Consider the following 15,504-nt stretch of genomic DNA (forward strand, 5'->3'; position numbering starts at 1 on the left):
CATGACCGTCAGCCTCCCCCTGGTCGTCGTCCTCGGCATCATCGCCTGGACCGCGATCAAGTTCCTCGGCATCCGTCTCTGGGTCGCCGTCGCCATCGCCCTGTTCGGCTTCTACCTCGCCCACACCGTCCTCGCCCCCGCAGTGGAGTCCGGCACCCAGACCGGCGTCCGGATCGTGAACGGAGGCGGTAAGTGACCCTGCCCCCGGTCGCCGAGCTGGCCACCCTGGCCCGCCTCGGCACCCTGCCCGCCCTCTCCCGTCAGCTCCAGGGCCTCGGCGGCTGCGTCCACCCGATCCGCCTCGACGGGCACAGCACCGAGGTCAGCAGCGCAAGCGGCGAGATCCTGCGCCGACTGGCCTCGATCGACCTGCCCGCCGGGCAGCTCCTGGTCCGCTGCAACAACCGCCGGGCCACTCGCTGTACGGCCTGTGCCGAGACCTACCGCCGCGACACCTACCACCTGATCACCGCCGGGCTCCGTGGCGGCAAGGGCACCCCTGACGAGGTGGCCACGCACCCCCGGGTGTTCGCCACCTTCACCGCGCCGTCGTTCGGGCCCGTCCACAACCGGCCGACCGGCGCGTCGGGTCAAGTCCGCCCCTGTCGGTGCGGCAAGTTCCACGACCAGGACGCGCCCGAGCTCGGCACCCCGCTCGCCCCCGACAGCTACGACTACCGGGGCGCGGTCCTCTGGAACGCCCACTCCGGGGCGCTCTGGCGCCGGTTCTCCATCCACCTGCGCCGCGAGATCGCCACACGGGCCGGACTGACGCAGCGGGCCTTCCGGCAGCACGCCCGGGTGTCCTTCGCCAAGGTCGCCGAGTACCAGCGCCGGGGCCTGGTCCACTTCCACGCCGTCATCCGACTCGACGGACCCGGGGGCGGATCGGACCAGCCGCCGCGCTGGGCCTCCGCCCAGCTCCTCTCGGACGCCATCCGGGCTGCCGCCCACCGGGCCGACATCCCCGGCCCGCTGATCGACGGCCGGGAGTACCGCTTCGCCTTCGGCACCCAGCTCGACATTCGCCCGATCCGGACCGCTGAGTTCGCCGGTGGCTCCGAGCTGAGCGAACGCGCCGTCGCCGCCTACATCGCCAAGTACGCGACCAAGGGGGCCGAGACGGCCACGGGCACGCTCGACAGCTCCCTGTGCTGCAAGCCGTGCGCGGGACGCGGGCGCACCCCCGCCCCCGCCGGTCTCAGCACCCGTTGCAACACCTGCCAGGGCACGGGTCTGGCCCGATCCCTGGCAGGACTCGACATCCCCGAGCACGCCCGCCGCATGATCCGCACGTGCTGGGCCCTCGGCAGCCGTACCGACCTGGCCGACCTCCGGCTCCGGGCCTGGGCCCACATGCTCGGCTTCCGCGGTCACTTCTCCACCAAGACGCGGCGGTACTCAACCACGCTCGGTTCCCTCCGCGACGCCCGCGCCGCCTGGCGCCGGGCCCAGGTCCTCGGAGACCTCCACGGCACGGACGCACCGACCACTGAGGAGACCACCCTCGTCCTCTCCCACTGGGCCTTCGCCGGCACGGGTCTGACCCGCGGAGAGGCCTGGCTCGCCGAGACCCTACAACCCGCACCCGGGACGGAAGGAGAACCCACTCGTGGCTGACCCGAAGAAGCTCAAGCTGCCCGAGGTCCTGACCGAGATCGGCATGTCCCGCGCCGCGTTCTACCGGATGCGGGCTCGGGGCAAGGCGCCCAGGTGCACTCGGCTGCCGAACGGTCAGATCCGGGTGAGCCGTGCGGACCTGGACGCCTGGTGGGCCGGTCTTGAGGAGGCCGCTGCCTGATGGCCACCTCCTACAAGGTGCAGTTCTGGGAGCACCGGCACCGGCCGGACCGACGCAAGCCGTTCATGGTCCGGTGGTCGGTGGCCGGCCGTGAGTTCTCCGAGTCGTTCCTCACCAAGACTCAGGCGGACGGCCGCAAGGCCGAGCTCATCACCGCTGCCCGCGCCGGTGAGCCGTTCGACGTCGACCGGGGGCTCCCTCTCTCCGAGCTCCGCAAGGAGAAGCAGGTCACCTGGTACCAGCTCGCCCGGAACTACGTCGAGAAGCGCTGGAGCGGGGCGCCCGCCAAGACCCGCACCACCTGGGCGGACGCCTTGGCGACGGTGACGTTCGAGCTGGTGAAGTCCAAGGCGGGCATGCCGGACAGGCGGGTCGTACGGCGGGCGCTCTACAGCTGGGGTTTCAACGTCAACCAGTGGTCGAAGGAGGCGCCGCCAGAGATCGAACGGGCGCTCGCCTGGGTGGCGAAGAACTCCGTGCTGGTCTCGGCCTTCGAGGAGCCAAAGACGGTCCGCCGGCTGCTCGACGCCCTGGCCGTGAAGCTCGACGGCAAGCCCGCGGCCGCCACGGTGACCCTGCGCAAGCGCCGGATCGTCAACCACATCTTCGGCTACGCGGTGGAGGAGGGGCTGCTCGTGGTCAACCCGCTCCCGCTGGTCCAGTGGCAGCCTCCGGAGGTCGAAGACGAGCTGGATCCGGGGGTCGTGGTGAATCCGGAGCAGGCGGCGCTCCTCATGGCCGCTGTCGGGCGTCAGGGGCGGCGCGGGGCCCGGCTGGTGGGCTTCTTCGGCTGCATCTATTACGCCTGGATGCGGCCGGCGGAGGTGGTGAACCTGAAGATCGAGCGGTGCCATCTGCCGGCGCAGGGCTGGGGTCGGCTGATCCTGGACGAGACGCGTCCCCGGGTCGGTTCGTCCTGGACGGACGACGGGACGCCTCACGACAAGCGCGGCCTGAAGCACCGTGCCGCCAAGGCGACTCGGCCTGTCCCGATCCCGCCCGAGCTGGTCGCGATCCTTCGGGCGCACATCGACGCGTACGGCGTCGCTCCCGACGGCCGGTTGTTCCGGACCTCCCGGGACGGCATGGTGCAGGAGAGTGGCTACGGCGTGGTCTGGAAGCGAGCCCGGACGGAGGTCCTGTCCCCCGCCGACTGCGCAACGCCGCTCGGCAGGCGTCCCTACGACCTGCGACACGCCGGGATCTCGCTCGGCCTGAACTCCGGGGTCGACCCCACCGAGGTCGCCCGTAGGGCTGGGCACAGCGTCGCGGTGATGCTGCGGGTCTACGCGAAGTGTCTGCACGGCACCGAGGACTACGCGAACGAGCTGATCTCGCAGCGGCTCGCCCGGAGCTCCCGCGCCGTCCCACGGGCCGTCCCACCGGCGGACCCGGGCCCGGATCCTGGTCCGTGACTGGTCCGTACGCGCTGGTCAGACCTGGGATTCAGGCGAGACAAGGTGAGACAAGTCACACATAGTGCGCATCTCGATCGCTCTGGCGACCGGCACAACGAAACAGCCCCTGATCTGCGTTTCCGCAGATCAGGGGCTGTTTTCAATCCTGTGGCTGGTGCAGGGTTCGAACCTGCGTAGCTTGCGCGGCAGATTTACAGTCTGCTCCCTTTGGCCGCTCGGGCAACCAGCCAGGATCCGTCTCCCGGGGCGCTGCCCTGTTCGACGCGGTAAACAATACCTGATCGACGGGGTGCTTCGCCACTCGGCCGCCGACCCGGCGAACAACGGGTCCCTGCGCCTGTCGGGGGCGGGGCGCGGCGGCGCTGGATAGGCTGGGGCGGCGTCCTTGCCGCCGGCCGGGACGTGACCGTGCAGCCAGTACCCAAGGAGACCAACACCCATGGCCGACTCCAGTTTCGACATCGTCTCGAAGGTCGAGTGGCAGGAGGTCGACAACGCGATCAACCAGACCTCCCGCGAGCTCGCCTCCCGCTTCGACTTCAAGAACGTCGGCGCCGAGATCAGCCGGTCGGACACCAAGATCGAGATGCGGGCCAACGGCGAGGAGCGGGTCAAGGCGATCCTGGACGTCCTGCAGAGCAAGTTCATCAAGCGCGGCCTGTCGCTGAAGGCGCTGGACGCCGCCGAGCCCCAGCTCTCGGGCAAGGAGTACAAGATCTTCGCGGACGTCAGGGAGGGCATCTCCACCGACGACGCCAAGAAGGTCGCCAAGATCATCCGCGACGAGGGCCCGAAGGGCGTCAAGGCGCAGGTCCAGGGCGAGGAGCTCCGGGTCACCTCCAAGAGCCGCGACGACCTGCAGACCGTGCAGGCGCTGCTCAAGGGCAAGGACCTGGACTTCGCGATCCAGTTCGTGAACTACCGCTGATCTGCCGCCGCTCCCCGGGAGCGGCGCCGTCGGGGCCCCGGACCACTCGTGGTCCGGGGCCCCGACGGCGTTCGGCCGGACTCAGCTTCCCGGGGCGGTCGGCGTTCGGAGGCCGGGCACCTGGACCGGCAGCCCCGCGAGGATCGCCTTCACGGCGGCGACCAGTTCGTCGATCTTCTGCTGGAGGGCCGCCGGATCGGGCGTCCCGGACGGCGGGGCGGCCAGCGCGAGGACGCCGTCGAGGAGACCGAGCACCCCGTCCAGTGCGCCGGCGACCGGCAGGCTGGGGGCGGACGGCAGGGGGACGGACGGGAGGGACGGGAGGGACGGGAGGGACGGGATCGACGGGAGGGCGGGCAGGGGCGGGACGACCGGCGCGCCGGGGAGTGTCGGCAGCGCCGCGGGATCCGGCACGGCGGGAGCAGCGGCCGGACGCGCGGCCGCGACGGCGGCGGGTCGGGACAGATGCAGGAGCACCACGTCGGGGTCGACGGCGGATGCAGGAGCGGCGGACGCCAGGGTGAGCGCGGTGACTCCGAGGGCTGCGGTCAGCGCGGTGGCCGTCCAGGTGGGACGCATGGTGAGGCGGTTCCTCTCAACTGACGATCAGGCTTTTCGCCTGAACGCCACGTTGGGACACCCGGACGGACGCGGCCACCGGTCGTAGGCCGAACGGTGATCACCCCGCCCGGCGCACCGTCAGTCGACGCACCGTCGACCCCGGTCGGACCCGACACCCGGTCAGCCCACCGGGCACGGCCGTCCGGACGGCTCCACCGCCGCCGGACGGCGTCCACCACCGCCGGCTCGCGGACCGGCCCGCGGACCGGCCCGTCGGCGGCTCAGCCGGTCAGCCAGTCCGCCGACTGCCGGTGGCGGCCGAGCCCGACGGCGTCGAACTCGTCGAACCGGCCGTCCTCGACCACGGCGCCCAGTCGGCGCAGGACCTGTGAGATCGGGGTGCCGTCGGCCGGCCGGGGCTCCTGCTCCACGATGTGCAGCGGCCCGAGGTCGAGCCGGCCGTGCAGCCAGACGGCCGCGTGCTGGGTCCCGGAGCCGCCGAAGAAGTCCGCCTCGACGTAGCCGATCGGGCCCGCCTGGGACCACGCCTCCAGTCTGCGGCCGAGGCTCGCAGGGAAGCGGCTGAACCCCGGCTCGGTACGGTCCCCCGGCACGTCCAGGACGCGGTGGAGGTGATCCGTCACCGGGATCAGCCCCAGGCCCTGTGTCAGCCGAGCGACCCGCGCGACCGGAACTTCGGCCGCCACCACGTCGAGCAGTTCCGCAGCGGCGACCAGGGCGTTGAGTTCGTACGACATTCCGTCATTCTGCGCCGATCTTCCACCCGGGTCAGGCGAACAATCGAACTGACTGTCCATCGCCCCCGGGCCGTGGCGGGATCCCGCAGACTGGTGCGGTGACGACTCCCCACCGGCCGACCGCCGACGAACTGGCCGCCGCGCACGGCGGCACCATCCCCGACGTCGCGGGCCCCGACCTGCGGGTGCTGTTCTGCGGCATCAACCCGGGGCTGTGGTCGGGCGCGACCGGGCAGCACTTCGCCCGCCCCGGGAACCGGTTCTGGCCCGCGCTGTACCGCTCCGGCTTCACCCCGCGGCAGCTGCATCCTCGGAGCAGGCCCTGCTGCCCTCCCTCGGCCTCGGCATCACCAACGTCGTCGCGCGGACCACCGCCCGGGCGGACGAACTCACTGCGGAGGAGTACCGCGAGGGCGGGGCGGCGCTGCGGGAGCGGGTGGCACGGCTGCGCCCGCGCGCGCTGGCCGTCCTCGGGATCGGCGCCTACCGGGCCGCGTTCGGGCAGCCGCGCGCCGTGGTCGGCCGGCAGCCGGAGCCGCTCGGCACCACCGCGCTGTGGGTGCTGCCCAACCCCAGCGGACTCAACGCGCACTACACGCTGGACGCGATCGCCGCCGAGTTCCGCGCCCTGCGCGAGGCCGTGGAGTCCCTGGGCGACGACGCCGATCCGGCGCACCCCGCGCAGGGCTGACGCCGGATCAGTCCGGGACGACCGGGGCGGGCTCACCCCGGTGAGCCGGACGAGTTCGGGGTAGGTCAGCGGGAAGACGGTGTGCGGATGGCCCGCCGCGGCCCAGATCACGGGGTGCTCGGCGAGGGAGGTGTCCACCACCGTGCGCAGCGGTGCGGGGTGGCCGACCGGCGCGACCCCGCCGATCGCCTGCCCGGTCGCGGACCGCACCGTGGCGGCCGGCGCCCGGTCGATCAGGACGGCCCCGAGACGCTCGGCGAGGAAGGCCGTGTCGACCCGGTGCGCCCCGCTGGTCATCACCAGCAGCGGCTCGCCGTCGCACCGGAACACCAGGCTGTTGGCGATCGCGCCGACCGCGCAGCCCAGGGCTGCGGCGGCCTCCGCCGCCGTCCGCGCGGAGTCGGGCAGGACCCGGATGTCCGGGGCCACCCCGGCCGCGGCGAGCGCCTCGGCGACCGGGCGGCTGCGCGCGGGCAGGTCGGCGAACGGGGCGGGCGGGTCGGCGGCCGGAGCGGTGTTCATCGGACTCCTCGCGGGCTCGGTGCGGTCGGTGCGGTCGGTGCGGTCGGTGCGGTCGGTGCGGTCGGTCCCCAGCCTGCGACCGGAGGCCGTCGCCCGTCCAACGACTTACCCCCGCACCGCCGCTCGGGGCGGGGCTACGAGGACACGGCCGGGGCCGCGAGCGCCTCGGCGGCGGCCCGGGCGAAGCCCTCGGGGTTGTCCAGCATGATGTTGTGCCCGCAGGCCGGGACGGCCACCACACGGACTCCGGCGGCGGCGAGCTCGTCCGCCCCCGCGAGCGGGCCGCCGGCCGCCGGCAGCAGGTAGGTGCGCGGGACGTCGAGGCCCAGCAGGATCTGCCGCATGGTGGGGTCGGTGCCGCGGGCCAGCTGGACGGCGCTGCGGTGCAGCGCCTCGCGGCCGGCCAGCCGCATGGTGGCCCACCAGTGCGGGCCGACCCGGTCGGCGACCTCCTGCCAGCCGCCCGCCACGAAGTCGTCCTCCGCGTAGGCGGCGATGCCGCTGCCTCCGGCGTGGCCGGGCCGGAAGGGGACGGGGTCGAGATTGGCGTCGACCAGCAGCAGCCGGGAGACCAGGTGGGGGTGGCGGTCGGCCAGCACGACGGCCACCGACCCGCCCATGCTGTGGGCGACGAGCTCCGCGCCGGTGACCCCGGCGGCGGTGAGGACCTCGGCCAAGGCGTCGGCGTGCGACTCCAGGGTGTAGTCGAAGCCGGTCGGCCGGTCACTGATGCCGTGCCCGAGCAGGTCGACGAGCAGGGAGCGGCGCCCGGCCAGCAGCGGATGGACGGCCGCCTCCGCGAAGTACGCCGCCGAGGTGGCGCCGAGCCCGTGCACGTACACCCGGGCCGGTTCCCGCCCCGGGAACTCCACCCAGCGCATCCGGTCGCCCTCCGGTGTCACCACTGCCGTACGCACAGCCTGTCGCCCCCGTCTCGCCGTCCGTCGCGACCGTGCGGCCGCCCGCGGACCACGAGCCTAAGGTGCCGGTCCGTCAGATCACGACAGGCCGCGGGCCCGCGCGGCCGACGCGGGCCCGGATCGGGCGGGCAACGGAGGCGCGGGCGGGCTCGGGGCGGCGGGCTCGGGGCCGGCGGCTCAGTGGCCGCCGAATCCCTCGTCCGAGGGGACGACCTCGCGACCGAGCGGCATCAGCGAGATCGGGACCATCTTCAGATTGGCCCAGCCGAACGGGATCCCGATGATCGAGATGAACAGCGGGATGCTCGTCGCGATGTGGGCGAGCGCCAGCCACCACCCGGCGAAGACCAGCCAGATCACATTGCCGACGCAGGACGCCGCCCCGGCGTCGGGCTTCTCCACCGTCGTCCGGCCGAACGGCCAGAGCATGAACCCGGCCAGCCGGAACGCGGCGATCCCGAACGGGATGGTGATGATCAGCACGAAGCAGATGATCCCCGCGATCGCGTACGCGATCGCCATCCAGAGCCCGCAGAAGATCAGCCAGATGACGTTGAGCACAAGGTTGATCACCTTCATACCCTCCAGCCTCCCACGCGGGGTCGGCCGCGCAACCGCTCGTGCCGGACCCGGCCGGAAACGGGCCGGCGGGAGGCGGTGGCGACCGGACTTTACCAATTCATTACCATGTCCAGGTGGCCCTTCCGCGCGACGAGAGGACAACCGACATGCCGATCCCCCGGGTCCGGACGACGAACCTGCCGGGTGTGGGCGTCCAGTACGACCTGACGACGCGAGAACAGCGCCATCTGTCGGTCATCGCCCACCGCGACGGCTCACGCAGCCTCAACGTCTACCGGGCGGACGACCCCGACGCCTGCGCGCACGCCCTGCACCTGACCGCCGCCGAGTCCGAGGCCCTCACCGACGCACTGACGCCCGCTCACCACAGCCCAGGCGTCCTGCACACCACCGACCTCGGGCTGGTCGCCGAGCGGATCCCGCTCGGCGGGAGCTCGTACTGGAACGGCCGGCTGCTCGGGGACACCCGGATGCGCACCGCCACCGGCGTCTCCGTCGTCGCCGTGCTGCGCCGCACCGGCGCCCTGCCCTCGCCCGCCCCGGACTTCCGGCTCGCCGGCGGCGACACCCTGATCGTCATCGGCACCCGGGAGGGCGTCGACGCCGCCGCCGCGATCCTGGGACGGGAGTGATCGGATGCACACCGCCTCCTCTTCATCGAACTCGGCTCGGTCATCCTGGTGCTGGGCCTGCTCGGCCGCCTGGCCGGCCGGTACGGCTTCTCCCCGATCCCGCTCTACCTGCTCGGCGGTCTCGCGTTCGGGCACGGCGGGCTGCTGCCGCTCAGCGCCAGCGAGGAGTTCGTCGCGACCGGCGCCGAGATCGGCGTCGTCCTGCTGCTGCTGATGCTCGGCCTGGAGTACACCGCGGCAGACCTGGTGACCAATCTGAAGGCCCAGTACCCGGCCGGCGCCGTGGACTTCGCGTTCAACGCGCTGCCGGGCGCGGCCATGGGGCTGCTGCTCGGCTGGGGTCCGGTCGCCGCGGTGGTGCTGGCCGGGGTCACCTGGATCTCCTCCTCCGGGGTCATCGCGAAGGTGCTGGGCGACCTCGGACGGCTCGGCAACCGGGAGACTCCGGTCATCCTCAGCATCCTGGTGCTGGAAGACCTGGCGATGGCGGTCTACCTGCCGATCCTCACCGCCCTGCTGGCCGGCGCCGGCCTGCTCGCGGGCAGTGTGACCCTGGCGATCGCGCTGGCCACCGCCGGGGCGGTGCTGTTCGTCGCGCTCCGCTACGGGCGGCTGATCTCGCGGTTCGTGTCGCACGACGACCCGGAGAAGCTGCTGCTGGTCGTCCTGGGCCTGACCCTGCTGGTGGCCGGGGTCGCCCAGCAACTGCAGGTGTCGGCGGCGGTCGGCGCCTTCCTGGTCGGCATCGCGCTGTCCGGCGAGGCCGCGGAGGGCGCGCACACGCTGCTCAGCCCGCTGCGCGACCTGTTCGCCGCGGTGTTCTTCGTCTTCTTCGGGCTGAGCACCGACCCGACCAGCATTCCGCCGGTGCTGCTGCCGGCCCTGGCGCTGGCCGCGGCGACCGCCCTCACCAAGATCGCCACGGGCTACTGGGCCGCCCGGCGGGCCGGGATCGCCGTCCGCGGCCGCTGGCGGGCCGGCGGTGCGCTGGTCGCCCGTGGCGAGTTCTCCATCGTGATCGCGGGGCTGGCCGTCACCGCCGGGATCGAGCCGGACCTCGGCCCGCTGGCCACCGCGTACGTGCTGATCCTGGTGGTGGTCGGGCCGCTCGCGGCCCGCTGGACCGAGCCCGTGGCGGAACGTTTCGCCCGGCTGTGGTCGGGCGGCTGGTCCCCACGTCGGCAGCGCCCTGCGCCGGCAGACCCCGTCGCGGTGCCGGCGCCGCTGTCGGACACCGGGCGGCCGGAGGCACCGGTGGAGCGGGCGGCGGCCGACACCCCGTCCTGACGGCCCGGAGCTGCGCCCGGGCGGCCCGGGAACACTCGCGCTCAGGCCTCCGCGGCCCGCAGGCTCTCCGCCGACCGGGCGAGCAGCAGGTCGCGCTCACGGGCGTTGCGGGTGAGCCCGGCCGCCCGTTCGAACTCGGCCGCCGCCTCGCGGTAGCGACCGAGCCGGGCCAGCAGGTCGCCGCGGACGCTCGGGAGCAGGTGGTAGGAGTCGAGCGAGGGCTCCGCGGCGAGCCGGTCGACGAGCACCAGCCCGGTCTCCGGTCCGAACCAGCGCGTCCCGGGCGGTCTCCTCGGCGAGTCCGATGCCGCGGAGCAGGCGGGCCAGGCCCGCGATGATCCGCGCCGACTCGATCCGCCAGACCGCCTCGATCGTTCGGTGGATGTCGGTGGCCGTCACAGCACCCCATCACAGCAGGTGCGGGCGGCCGTTGGCCAGCGGACGGACCGTCAGCCGGTGATCGGCCTGCGGCGTTCGTCGCGCCAGGCCTGCTGCGCGGCCAGGTGCTCGGCGGTGAGCACGTCCGGCGGGAAGTCGGCGGCCTCGAAGACCTTGCGGAGCTCCAGCACGGCGCCGTCCTCGAACGGGGCGCGGCCGGCCCACTCCAGGGCCTCCTCGCGGGAGCCGACGTCGATCACCCAGAACCCGGCGATGAGCTCCTTGGACTCGGTGAACGGGCCGTCGGTGACGGTGGGCCGCCCGCCGCGGTAGGTGAGCCGGGCGCCGTTGGAGCTGGGGTGGAGGCCCTCGGCGGCGAGCAGCACGCCCGCCTTGATCAGCTCCTCGTTGTAGCGGCTCATGGCGTCGAAGGCCTCCGGGGTCGGCATCACGCCGGCCTCGGAGTCCTCGTTCGCCTGGACGATCAGCATGAAGCGCATGACGGCTGTCTCCTCGTTCTGGCCCGCCGTGTGCGGGCCGGCGCCGGTCCCTCCGGCTCCTGTCGACGCGTCGAACGGGGCCGCCCCGGATCGACACGGCCGCAGGACGTTCTTTCGGCGGACGCCCGCGACCTACCGCTCGGTGGGCTCCACCGCGTTCACCAGCCGGTCGTAGGCGGCGATGTCGGGGTGGTGCAGGTCGAAGGCCGGGGATTCGGAGCGGATGCGCGGCAGGCCCTCGAAGTTGTGCCGCGGCGGCGGGCAGGAGGTCGCCCACTCCAGCGAGCGGCCGTAGCCCCACGGGTCGTCGACCTCGACCTTCTCGCCGTACTTGGCGGTCTTCCAGACGTTGTAGAGGAACGGCAGGACGGACAGGCCGAGTACGAAGGAGCCGATGGTGGAGACGGTGTTCAGGGTGGTGAAGCCGTCCGAGGCCAGGTAGTCGGCGTAGCGGCGGGGCATGCCCTCGGCGCCGAGCCAGTGCTGGACGAGGAAGGTGGTGTGGAAGCCGAAGAACAGCGTCCAGAAGCAGATCTTGCCGAGGCGCTCGTCGAGCATCTTGCCGGTCATCTTCGGCCACCAGAAGTGGAAGCCGGCGAACATCGCGAAGACGACGGTGCCGAAGACCACGTAGTGGAAGTGGGCGACGACGAAGTACGAGTCGGAGACGTGGAAGTCGATCGGCGGGGAGGCCAGCAGCACGCCGGTGAGGCCACCGAAGAGGAAGGTGACCAGGAAGCCGACGCTCCACAGCATCGGGGTCTCGAAGCTCAGGCTGCCGCGCCACATGGTGCCGATCCAGTTGAAGAACTTCACCCCGGTGGGGACGGCGATCAGCAGGGTCATGAAGGAGAAGAACGGCAGCAGCACCTGGCCGGTGACGAACATGTGGTGCGCCCAGACGGTGACCGAGAGGCCGGTGATGGCGATGGTGGCGGCGATCAGGCCGCTGTAGCCGAAGATCGGTTTGCGGCTGAAGACCGGGATGATCTCGGTGACGATGCCGAAGAACGGCAGCGCGATGATGTAGACCTCGGGGTGGCCGAAGAACCAGAACAGGTGCTGCCACAGCATCGCTCCGCCGTTGGCGGGGTCGAAGACGTGGGCGCCGAACTTGCGGTCGGCCTCCAGGGCGAGCAGCGCGGCGGCCAGGACGGGGAAGGCGAAGAGCACCAGGATGCTGGTGAAGAGGACGTTCCAGACGAAGATCGACATCCGGAACATCGTCATGCCGGGCGCGCGCAGGCAGACGATGGTGGTGATGAAGTTGACCGCGCCGAGGATCGTGCCGAAGCCGGAGAAGGCCAGACCCATGATCCACATGTCGCCGCCGATGCCGGGCGAGTGGATCTCCCCGGAGAGCGGGGTGTAGGCGAACCAGCCGAAGTCGGCGGCTCCGTCCGGGGTGAGGAAGCTGCCCATCACGATCAGCGACCCGAACAGGTAGAACCAGTACGCCAGGGCGTTCAGCCGGGGGAAGGCGACGTCGGGGGCGCCGATCTGCAGCGGCATGATCCAGTTGGTGAACCCGGCGAACAGCGGGGTGGCGAACATCAGCAGCATGATCGTGCCGTGCATGGTGAACAGCTGGTTGTACTGCTCGTTGGAGACGATCTGGGTGCCGGGCCGGGCCAGCTCGGCCCGCATCACCAGCGCCATCACGCCGCCCACCAGGAAGAACGCGAACGCCGTGGTCATGTACAGCGTGCCGATCTGCTTGTGATCGGTGGTGGTGAGCCAGACCACGAGGGCGCGGCCGCGGCGGGGACGGCGGGCGAGCCCCGGTCGGGGGCGGCGGGCGGGGCGGGGCTCCGGGTGGTGCCCGGTGTCCGTCGGCAGAATCGTCACGGGGCCGCTCCCTGTCACCCGGACGACCGCCGGGCCGTTCAACGGATGATCCGCCCATCAGTACCAGGCAGTGCGGCGGCCGCCGGGAGGCTCGCCGCAGCGGCCCCCGGGACTCACCCGACCGGCCCCCGTCCGGTGCCGGTTCAGTGCCCGGCCATCCGCTCCAGGCGGGCGATCCGCTCGCCCATCGGCGGGTGGGTGGAGAAGAACTTCGCACCCGCCTCGCCCGGCCGGAACGGGTTGGCGATCATCATGTGGCTGGCGGTCTGCAGCTGCGGCTCGGGCGGCAGCGGCAGCCGCTGGGTGCCGGCGTCAAGCTTGCGCAGCGCACTCGCCAGGGCCAGCGGATCACCGGTGATCCGGGCCCCGTCGGCGTCGGCCTGGTACTCCCGGGAGCGGCTGATCGCGAGCTGGATCAGCGAGGCCGCCAGCGGCCCGAGAATCATGATCAGCAGCATCCCGACCAGGCCCGGGCCCTCGTCGTCGTCACTGCGCCCGACCGGGATCAGCCAGGCGAACTGCACCAGGAACATCACCATCGAGGCCAGCGCACCGGCCACCGAGGAGATCAGGATGTCCCGGTTGTAGACGTGGCTGAGCTCGTGGCCGATGACGCCGCGCAGCTCGCGCTCGTCCAGCAGCTGCATGATGCCGTCGGTGCAGCAGACCGCCGCGTTGCGCGGGTTGCGGCCGGTGGCGAAGGCGTTCGGCGCCGGGGTCGGGGAGATGTACAGCCGGGGCATCGGCTGCCGGGCCGAGGTGGAGAGCTCGCGGACGATCCGGTACAGCTGCGGCGCCTCGATCTCGCTGACCGGGCGGGCCCGCATGGCGCGCAGCGCCAGCTTGTCGCTGTTCCAGTACGCGTACGCGTTGGTGGCCAGCGCGATCGCCAGGGCGACCAGCAGGCCGGTGCGGCCGAAGAAGCTGCCGATCAGCAGGATCAGGGCCGAGAGACCCCCGAGAAGAACAGCCGTCCTCAACCCGTTGTGCTGGCGGTGCACGGCGGACCCTCCGTGATGGTGCGGTGGGGAGCCCCGGTGCGGCATCCCTCGTCGGATCAACGGCAGGATGCCGGTCGTTCGTTCCCCGCCGCATCCGGACACCGCCGCCCGGGTGGGCGCCCCGGGTCAGAACAGGCTGCCGCCCACCACCTGGAGCACCAGCTGCGGCGCCACCGACAACACCACCGCACCGCCCGCCGTGAGCGCCAGCGCGGCGGCCAGCGGCCCCGGCACCCGGCGGTCCGCGGCCGGCAGCGCCTCCCCGGCCGGGACGAACAGCTTCGCCGTCCACGCCAGGTAGTAGTACAGGGCGATCACGACGTTCACTGCCATCACCACGGCCAGCCAGCCGAGCCCGGCGTCGACGGCCGCCCGGAAGACCACCACCTTGCCGAACAGGCCGACCACGCCCGGCGGCAGACCGGCCAGGCAGAGCAGGAAGAACGCCAGCGCCAGGGCGGCCCACCGGTGGCCGGCGAAGAGGCCCCGGTGGTCGTCCAGCCGGGTGCCGCGGGTGCGCGCCACGACCGCGACCGCGCCGAACGCGCCGAGGTTCACCAGGCCGTAGATCAGCGCGTAGGCGACGGTGGCGCCGAGCGGCCGGGGCGTGCCCTGGTACCCGGCGGCGGCCAGCGGCACCAGCAGGTACCCGGCCTGGCCGATCGACGACCAGGCGAGCAGCCGGACGGCGCTGTGCGGGGTGTCCGGCCGCTGGCGCAGCGCGCCGACGTTGCCGGCCGTCATGGTGAGGGCGGCAAGCACCGCGAGCACCAGGCCCCAGGTGTGGCCGTACGGGTGGAAGGCGACCGAGGTGACCAGGGCGAGGCCGGCCAGGCCGGCGGCCTTGCCGACCACGGACAGGTAGCCGGCCACCGGCAGCGGCGCGCCGGTGTAGGTGTCCGGCAGCCAGAAGTGGAAGGGCACGGCGGCGACCTTGAAGGCGAAGCCGACCATGGTCAGCACCGCGCCGGCCTCGGCGAGCGGCTTCAGCTGGCCGGGGACGTGCGCCAGGCCGTCGGCGATCGCGCTGAGGTGGATCGAGCCGGTGGCCGCGTAGACGAAGGAGACGCCGAGCAGCATCACGGCGGTGGCGGTGACCGAGGACAGGAAGAACTTCAGCGCGCCCTCGGCGCCCCGGGCGTCCCGGCGCAGCGCGACCAGGGCGAAGCCCGGCAGCGAGACGACCTCCAGCGCGATGATCAGCGTCGCCAGGTCGCGGGAGGCGGGCAGCAGGGCGGCCCCGGCCGCGCTGCTGAGCAGCAGGAACCAGTACTCGCCGCCGGGCAGCCGCTCCTCGTCGACGGTGTGCAGCGACAGCAGCACGGCGACCAGCGCGCCGCCCAGGGCGATCAGCTGGAAGGCCAGCGCGAAGTGGTCCGCGACGTAGCTGCAGGCGCCCGGCCCGGCCACCGTCCGCAGGCAGAACGTCGCCCGGGCATCGCCGCGCACCAGCGGGAGCATCGACAGCAGGGCGAGCAGCAGGCCCGCGGCCGAGGCCCAGCCGAGGACGCGCTTGCGGCCGTCCGGCAGGAACAGGTCGGCGAGCAGCACGGCGAGCGCGGCCAGCGCCGCGATCAGCGGCGGTGCGACGGCCGTCCAGTCCACCGACTGGATGAGGCCGCCCGGGTCGGCGACGGCGAGAGCGTTCATGGCGGGCTGCCCCAGGGGAGGAGATCC

General features: G+C 72.6%; 15 protein-coding genes, 1 tRNA gene and 3 pseudogenes. 8 read left to right on the forward strand and 11 right to left on the reverse strand.

The features are described 5' to 3' along the window. Position 1: 1 nt before the first annotated feature. The 4 genes from ABEB13_RS18180 to ABEB13_RS18195 are packed head-to-tail and all read left to right on the forward strand — an operon-like array spanning position 2 to position 3,216. A complete protein-coding gene (locus ABEB13_RS18180) occupies positions 2-196 on the forward strand; it encodes a hypothetical protein (protein ID WP_345706337.1) in 195 nt (64 codons plus the stop codon). Further along, positions 193-1,620 carry a replication initiator gene (locus ABEB13_RS18185; protein WP_345706338.1) on the forward strand — a complete coding sequence of 476 codons (1,428 nt, stop codon included), beginning with the start codon at positions 193-195 and terminating at the stop codon, positions 1,618-1,620. Before ABEB13_RS18180 ends, ABEB13_RS18185 begins: the two co-directional genes overlap by 4 nt. Further along, on the forward strand, positions 1,613-1,801 hold the full coding sequence (locus ABEB13_RS18190; protein ID WP_345706339.1) for a helix-turn-helix transcriptional regulator: 189 nt from the start codon (positions 1,613-1,615) through the stop codon (positions 1,799-1,801). Before ABEB13_RS18185 ends, ABEB13_RS18190 begins: the two co-directional genes overlap by 8 nt. After that, positions 1,801-3,216, forward strand: a complete 1,416-nt coding sequence (locus tag ABEB13_RS18195; RefSeq protein ID WP_345706340.1) for a tyrosine-type recombinase/integrase — start codon at positions 1,801-1,803, stop codon at positions 3,214-3,216. Before ABEB13_RS18190 ends, ABEB13_RS18195 begins: the two co-directional genes overlap by 1 nt. 151 nt (positions 3,217-3,367) lie before the next feature. Here ABEB13_RS18195 and ABEB13_RS18200 read toward each other — a convergent pair. Further along, a tRNA-Tyr gene (locus tag ABEB13_RS18200) sits at positions 3,368-3,448 on the reverse strand. Positions 3,449-3,658: 210 nt separating this feature from the next. On the opposite strand from ABEB13_RS18200, the gene ABEB13_RS18205 reads away from it, so the two are divergent. Continuing rightward, on the forward strand, positions 3,659-4,147 hold the full coding sequence (locus tag ABEB13_RS18205; RefSeq protein WP_345706341.1) for a YajQ family cyclic di-GMP-binding protein: 489 nt from the start codon (positions 3,659-3,661) through the stop codon (positions 4,145-4,147). 81 nt (positions 4,148-4,228) lie between these two features. On the opposite strand, the gene ABEB13_RS18210 is transcribed toward ABEB13_RS18205, so the two are convergent. Beyond that, entirely contained in the window at positions 4,229-4,726 is a 498-nt protein-coding gene (locus ABEB13_RS18210; protein ID WP_345706342.1) for a hypothetical protein, read from the reverse strand. A gap of 263 nt (positions 4,727-4,989) precedes the next feature. Further along, positions 4,990-5,466, reverse strand: a complete 477-nt coding sequence (locus ABEB13_RS18215) for a hypothetical protein (protein WP_100889722.1) — start codon at positions 5,464-5,466, stop codon at positions 4,990-4,992. 98 nt (positions 5,467-5,564) lie between these two features. On the opposite strand from ABEB13_RS18215, the pseudogene mug reads away from it, so the two are divergent. After that, positions 5,565-6,157: pseudogene (gene mug, locus ABEB13_RS18220) on the forward strand (G/U mismatch-specific DNA glycosylase). Between the two features lie 36 nt (positions 6,158-6,193). Here mug and ABEB13_RS18225 read toward each other — a convergent pair. The 3 genes and pseudogenes from ABEB13_RS18225 to ABEB13_RS18235 all read right to left on the reverse strand — a co-directional run. Beyond that, positions 6,194-6,679, reverse strand: a pseudogene (locus ABEB13_RS18225) (YbaK/EbsC family protein); the annotation flags it as partial. 134 nt (positions 6,680-6,813) lie between these two features. After that, positions 6,814-7,596 carry an alpha/beta fold hydrolase gene (locus ABEB13_RS18230; protein ID WP_345706343.1) on the reverse strand — a complete coding sequence of 261 codons (783 nt, stop codon included), beginning with the start codon at positions 7,594-7,596 and terminating at the stop codon, positions 6,814-6,816. Between the two features lie 180 nt (positions 7,597-7,776). Beyond that, positions 7,777-8,178, reverse strand: coding sequence for a YccF domain-containing protein (locus tag ABEB13_RS18235; protein ID WP_345706344.1), 402 nt, complete (start codon positions 8,176-8,178; stop codon positions 7,777-7,779). A gap of 149 nt (positions 8,179-8,327) precedes the next feature. Between ABEB13_RS18235 and ABEB13_RS18240 the strand changes: the two genes are divergently transcribed. Together ABEB13_RS18240 and ABEB13_RS18245 are read left to right on the forward strand one after the other, a co-directional pair. Then, positions 8,328-8,813 (forward strand): cation:proton antiporter regulatory subunit, encoded by a 486-nt coding sequence (locus tag ABEB13_RS18240; RefSeq protein ID WP_345706346.1) that lies wholly within the window; start codon positions 8,328-8,330, stop codon positions 8,811-8,813. Positions 8,814-8,861: 48 nt separating this feature from the next. After that, entirely contained in the window at positions 8,862-10,100 is a 1,239-nt protein-coding gene (locus ABEB13_RS18245; protein ID WP_345706347.1) for a cation:proton antiporter, read from the forward strand. Between the two features lie 41 nt (positions 10,101-10,141). Here the strand turns inward: ABEB13_RS18245 and ABEB13_RS18250 are convergent. From ABEB13_RS18250 to ABEB13_RS18270, 5 genes and pseudogenes are all read right to left on the reverse strand, one after another. Beyond that, positions 10,142-10,366: pseudogene (locus ABEB13_RS18250) on the reverse strand (RNA polymerase subunit sigma-24); the annotation flags it as partial. 183 nt (positions 10,367-10,549) lie between these two features. Beyond that, complete coding sequence (locus ABEB13_RS18255) at positions 10,550-10,978, reverse strand: YciI family protein (RefSeq protein WP_345706348.1); 429 nt, start codon at positions 10,976-10,978, stop codon at positions 10,550-10,552. A 132-nt stretch (positions 10,979-11,110) separates the two neighbouring features. Further along, positions 11,111-12,826: an aa3-type cytochrome oxidase subunit I gene (gene ctaD, locus ABEB13_RS18260; RefSeq protein WP_345706349.1), complete on the reverse strand. Its 1,716-nt coding sequence runs from the start codon at positions 12,824-12,826 to the stop codon at positions 11,111-11,113. 143 nt (positions 12,827-12,969) lie between these two features. Further along, a complete protein-coding gene (gene htpX, locus ABEB13_RS18265; protein ID WP_345706351.1) occupies positions 12,970-13,827 on the reverse strand; it encodes a zinc metalloprotease HtpX in 858 nt (285 codons plus the stop codon). 126 nt (positions 13,828-13,953) lie between these two features. Beyond that, positions 13,954-15,477 (reverse strand): NADH-quinone oxidoreductase subunit N, encoded by a 1,524-nt coding sequence (locus ABEB13_RS18270; RefSeq protein WP_345706352.1) that lies wholly within the window; start codon positions 15,475-15,477, stop codon positions 13,954-13,956. Between the last annotated feature and the right edge of the window lie 27 nt (positions 15,478-15,504).

Source organism: Kitasatospora paranensis (genome assembly GCF_039544005.1).
Lineage (GTDB): Bacteria > Actinomycetota > Actinomycetes > Streptomycetales > Streptomycetaceae > Kitasatospora > Kitasatospora paranensis.

Coding starts and splice junctions, on each gene's coding strand:
- ABEB13_RS18270 (WP_345706352.1), bottom strand. CDS start 15,477: ATGAACGCTCTCGCCGTCGCCGACCCGGGCGGCCTCATCCAGTCGGTG.
- ABEB13_RS18240 (WP_345706346.1), top strand. CDS start 8,328: ATGCCGATCCCCCGGGTCCGGACGACGAACCTGCCGGGTGTGGGCGTC.
- ABEB13_RS18255 (WP_345706348.1), bottom strand. CDS start 10,978: ATGCGCTTCATGCTGATCGTCCAGGCGAACGAGGACTCCGAGGCCGGC.
- ABEB13_RS18215 (WP_100889722.1), bottom strand. CDS start 5,466: ATGTCGTACGAACTCAACGCCCTGGTCGCCGCTGCGGAACTGCTCGAC.
- ABEB13_RS18195 (WP_345706340.1), top strand. CDS start 1,801: ATGGCCACCTCCTACAAGGTGCAGTTCTGGGAGCACCGGCACCGGCCG.
- ABEB13_RS18235 (WP_345706344.1), bottom strand. CDS start 8,178: ATGAAGGTGATCAACCTTGTGCTCAACGTCATCTGGCTGATCTTCTGC.
- ABEB13_RS18210 (WP_345706342.1), bottom strand. CDS start 4,726: ATGCGTCCCACCTGGACGGCCACCGCGCTGACCGCAGCCCTCGGAGTC.
- ABEB13_RS18180 (WP_345706337.1), top strand. CDS start 2: ATGACCGTCAGCCTCCCCCTGGTCGTCGTCCTCGGCATCATCGCCTGG.
- ABEB13_RS18205 (WP_345706341.1), top strand. CDS start 3,659: ATGGCCGACTCCAGTTTCGACATCGTCTCGAAGGTCGAGTGGCAGGAG.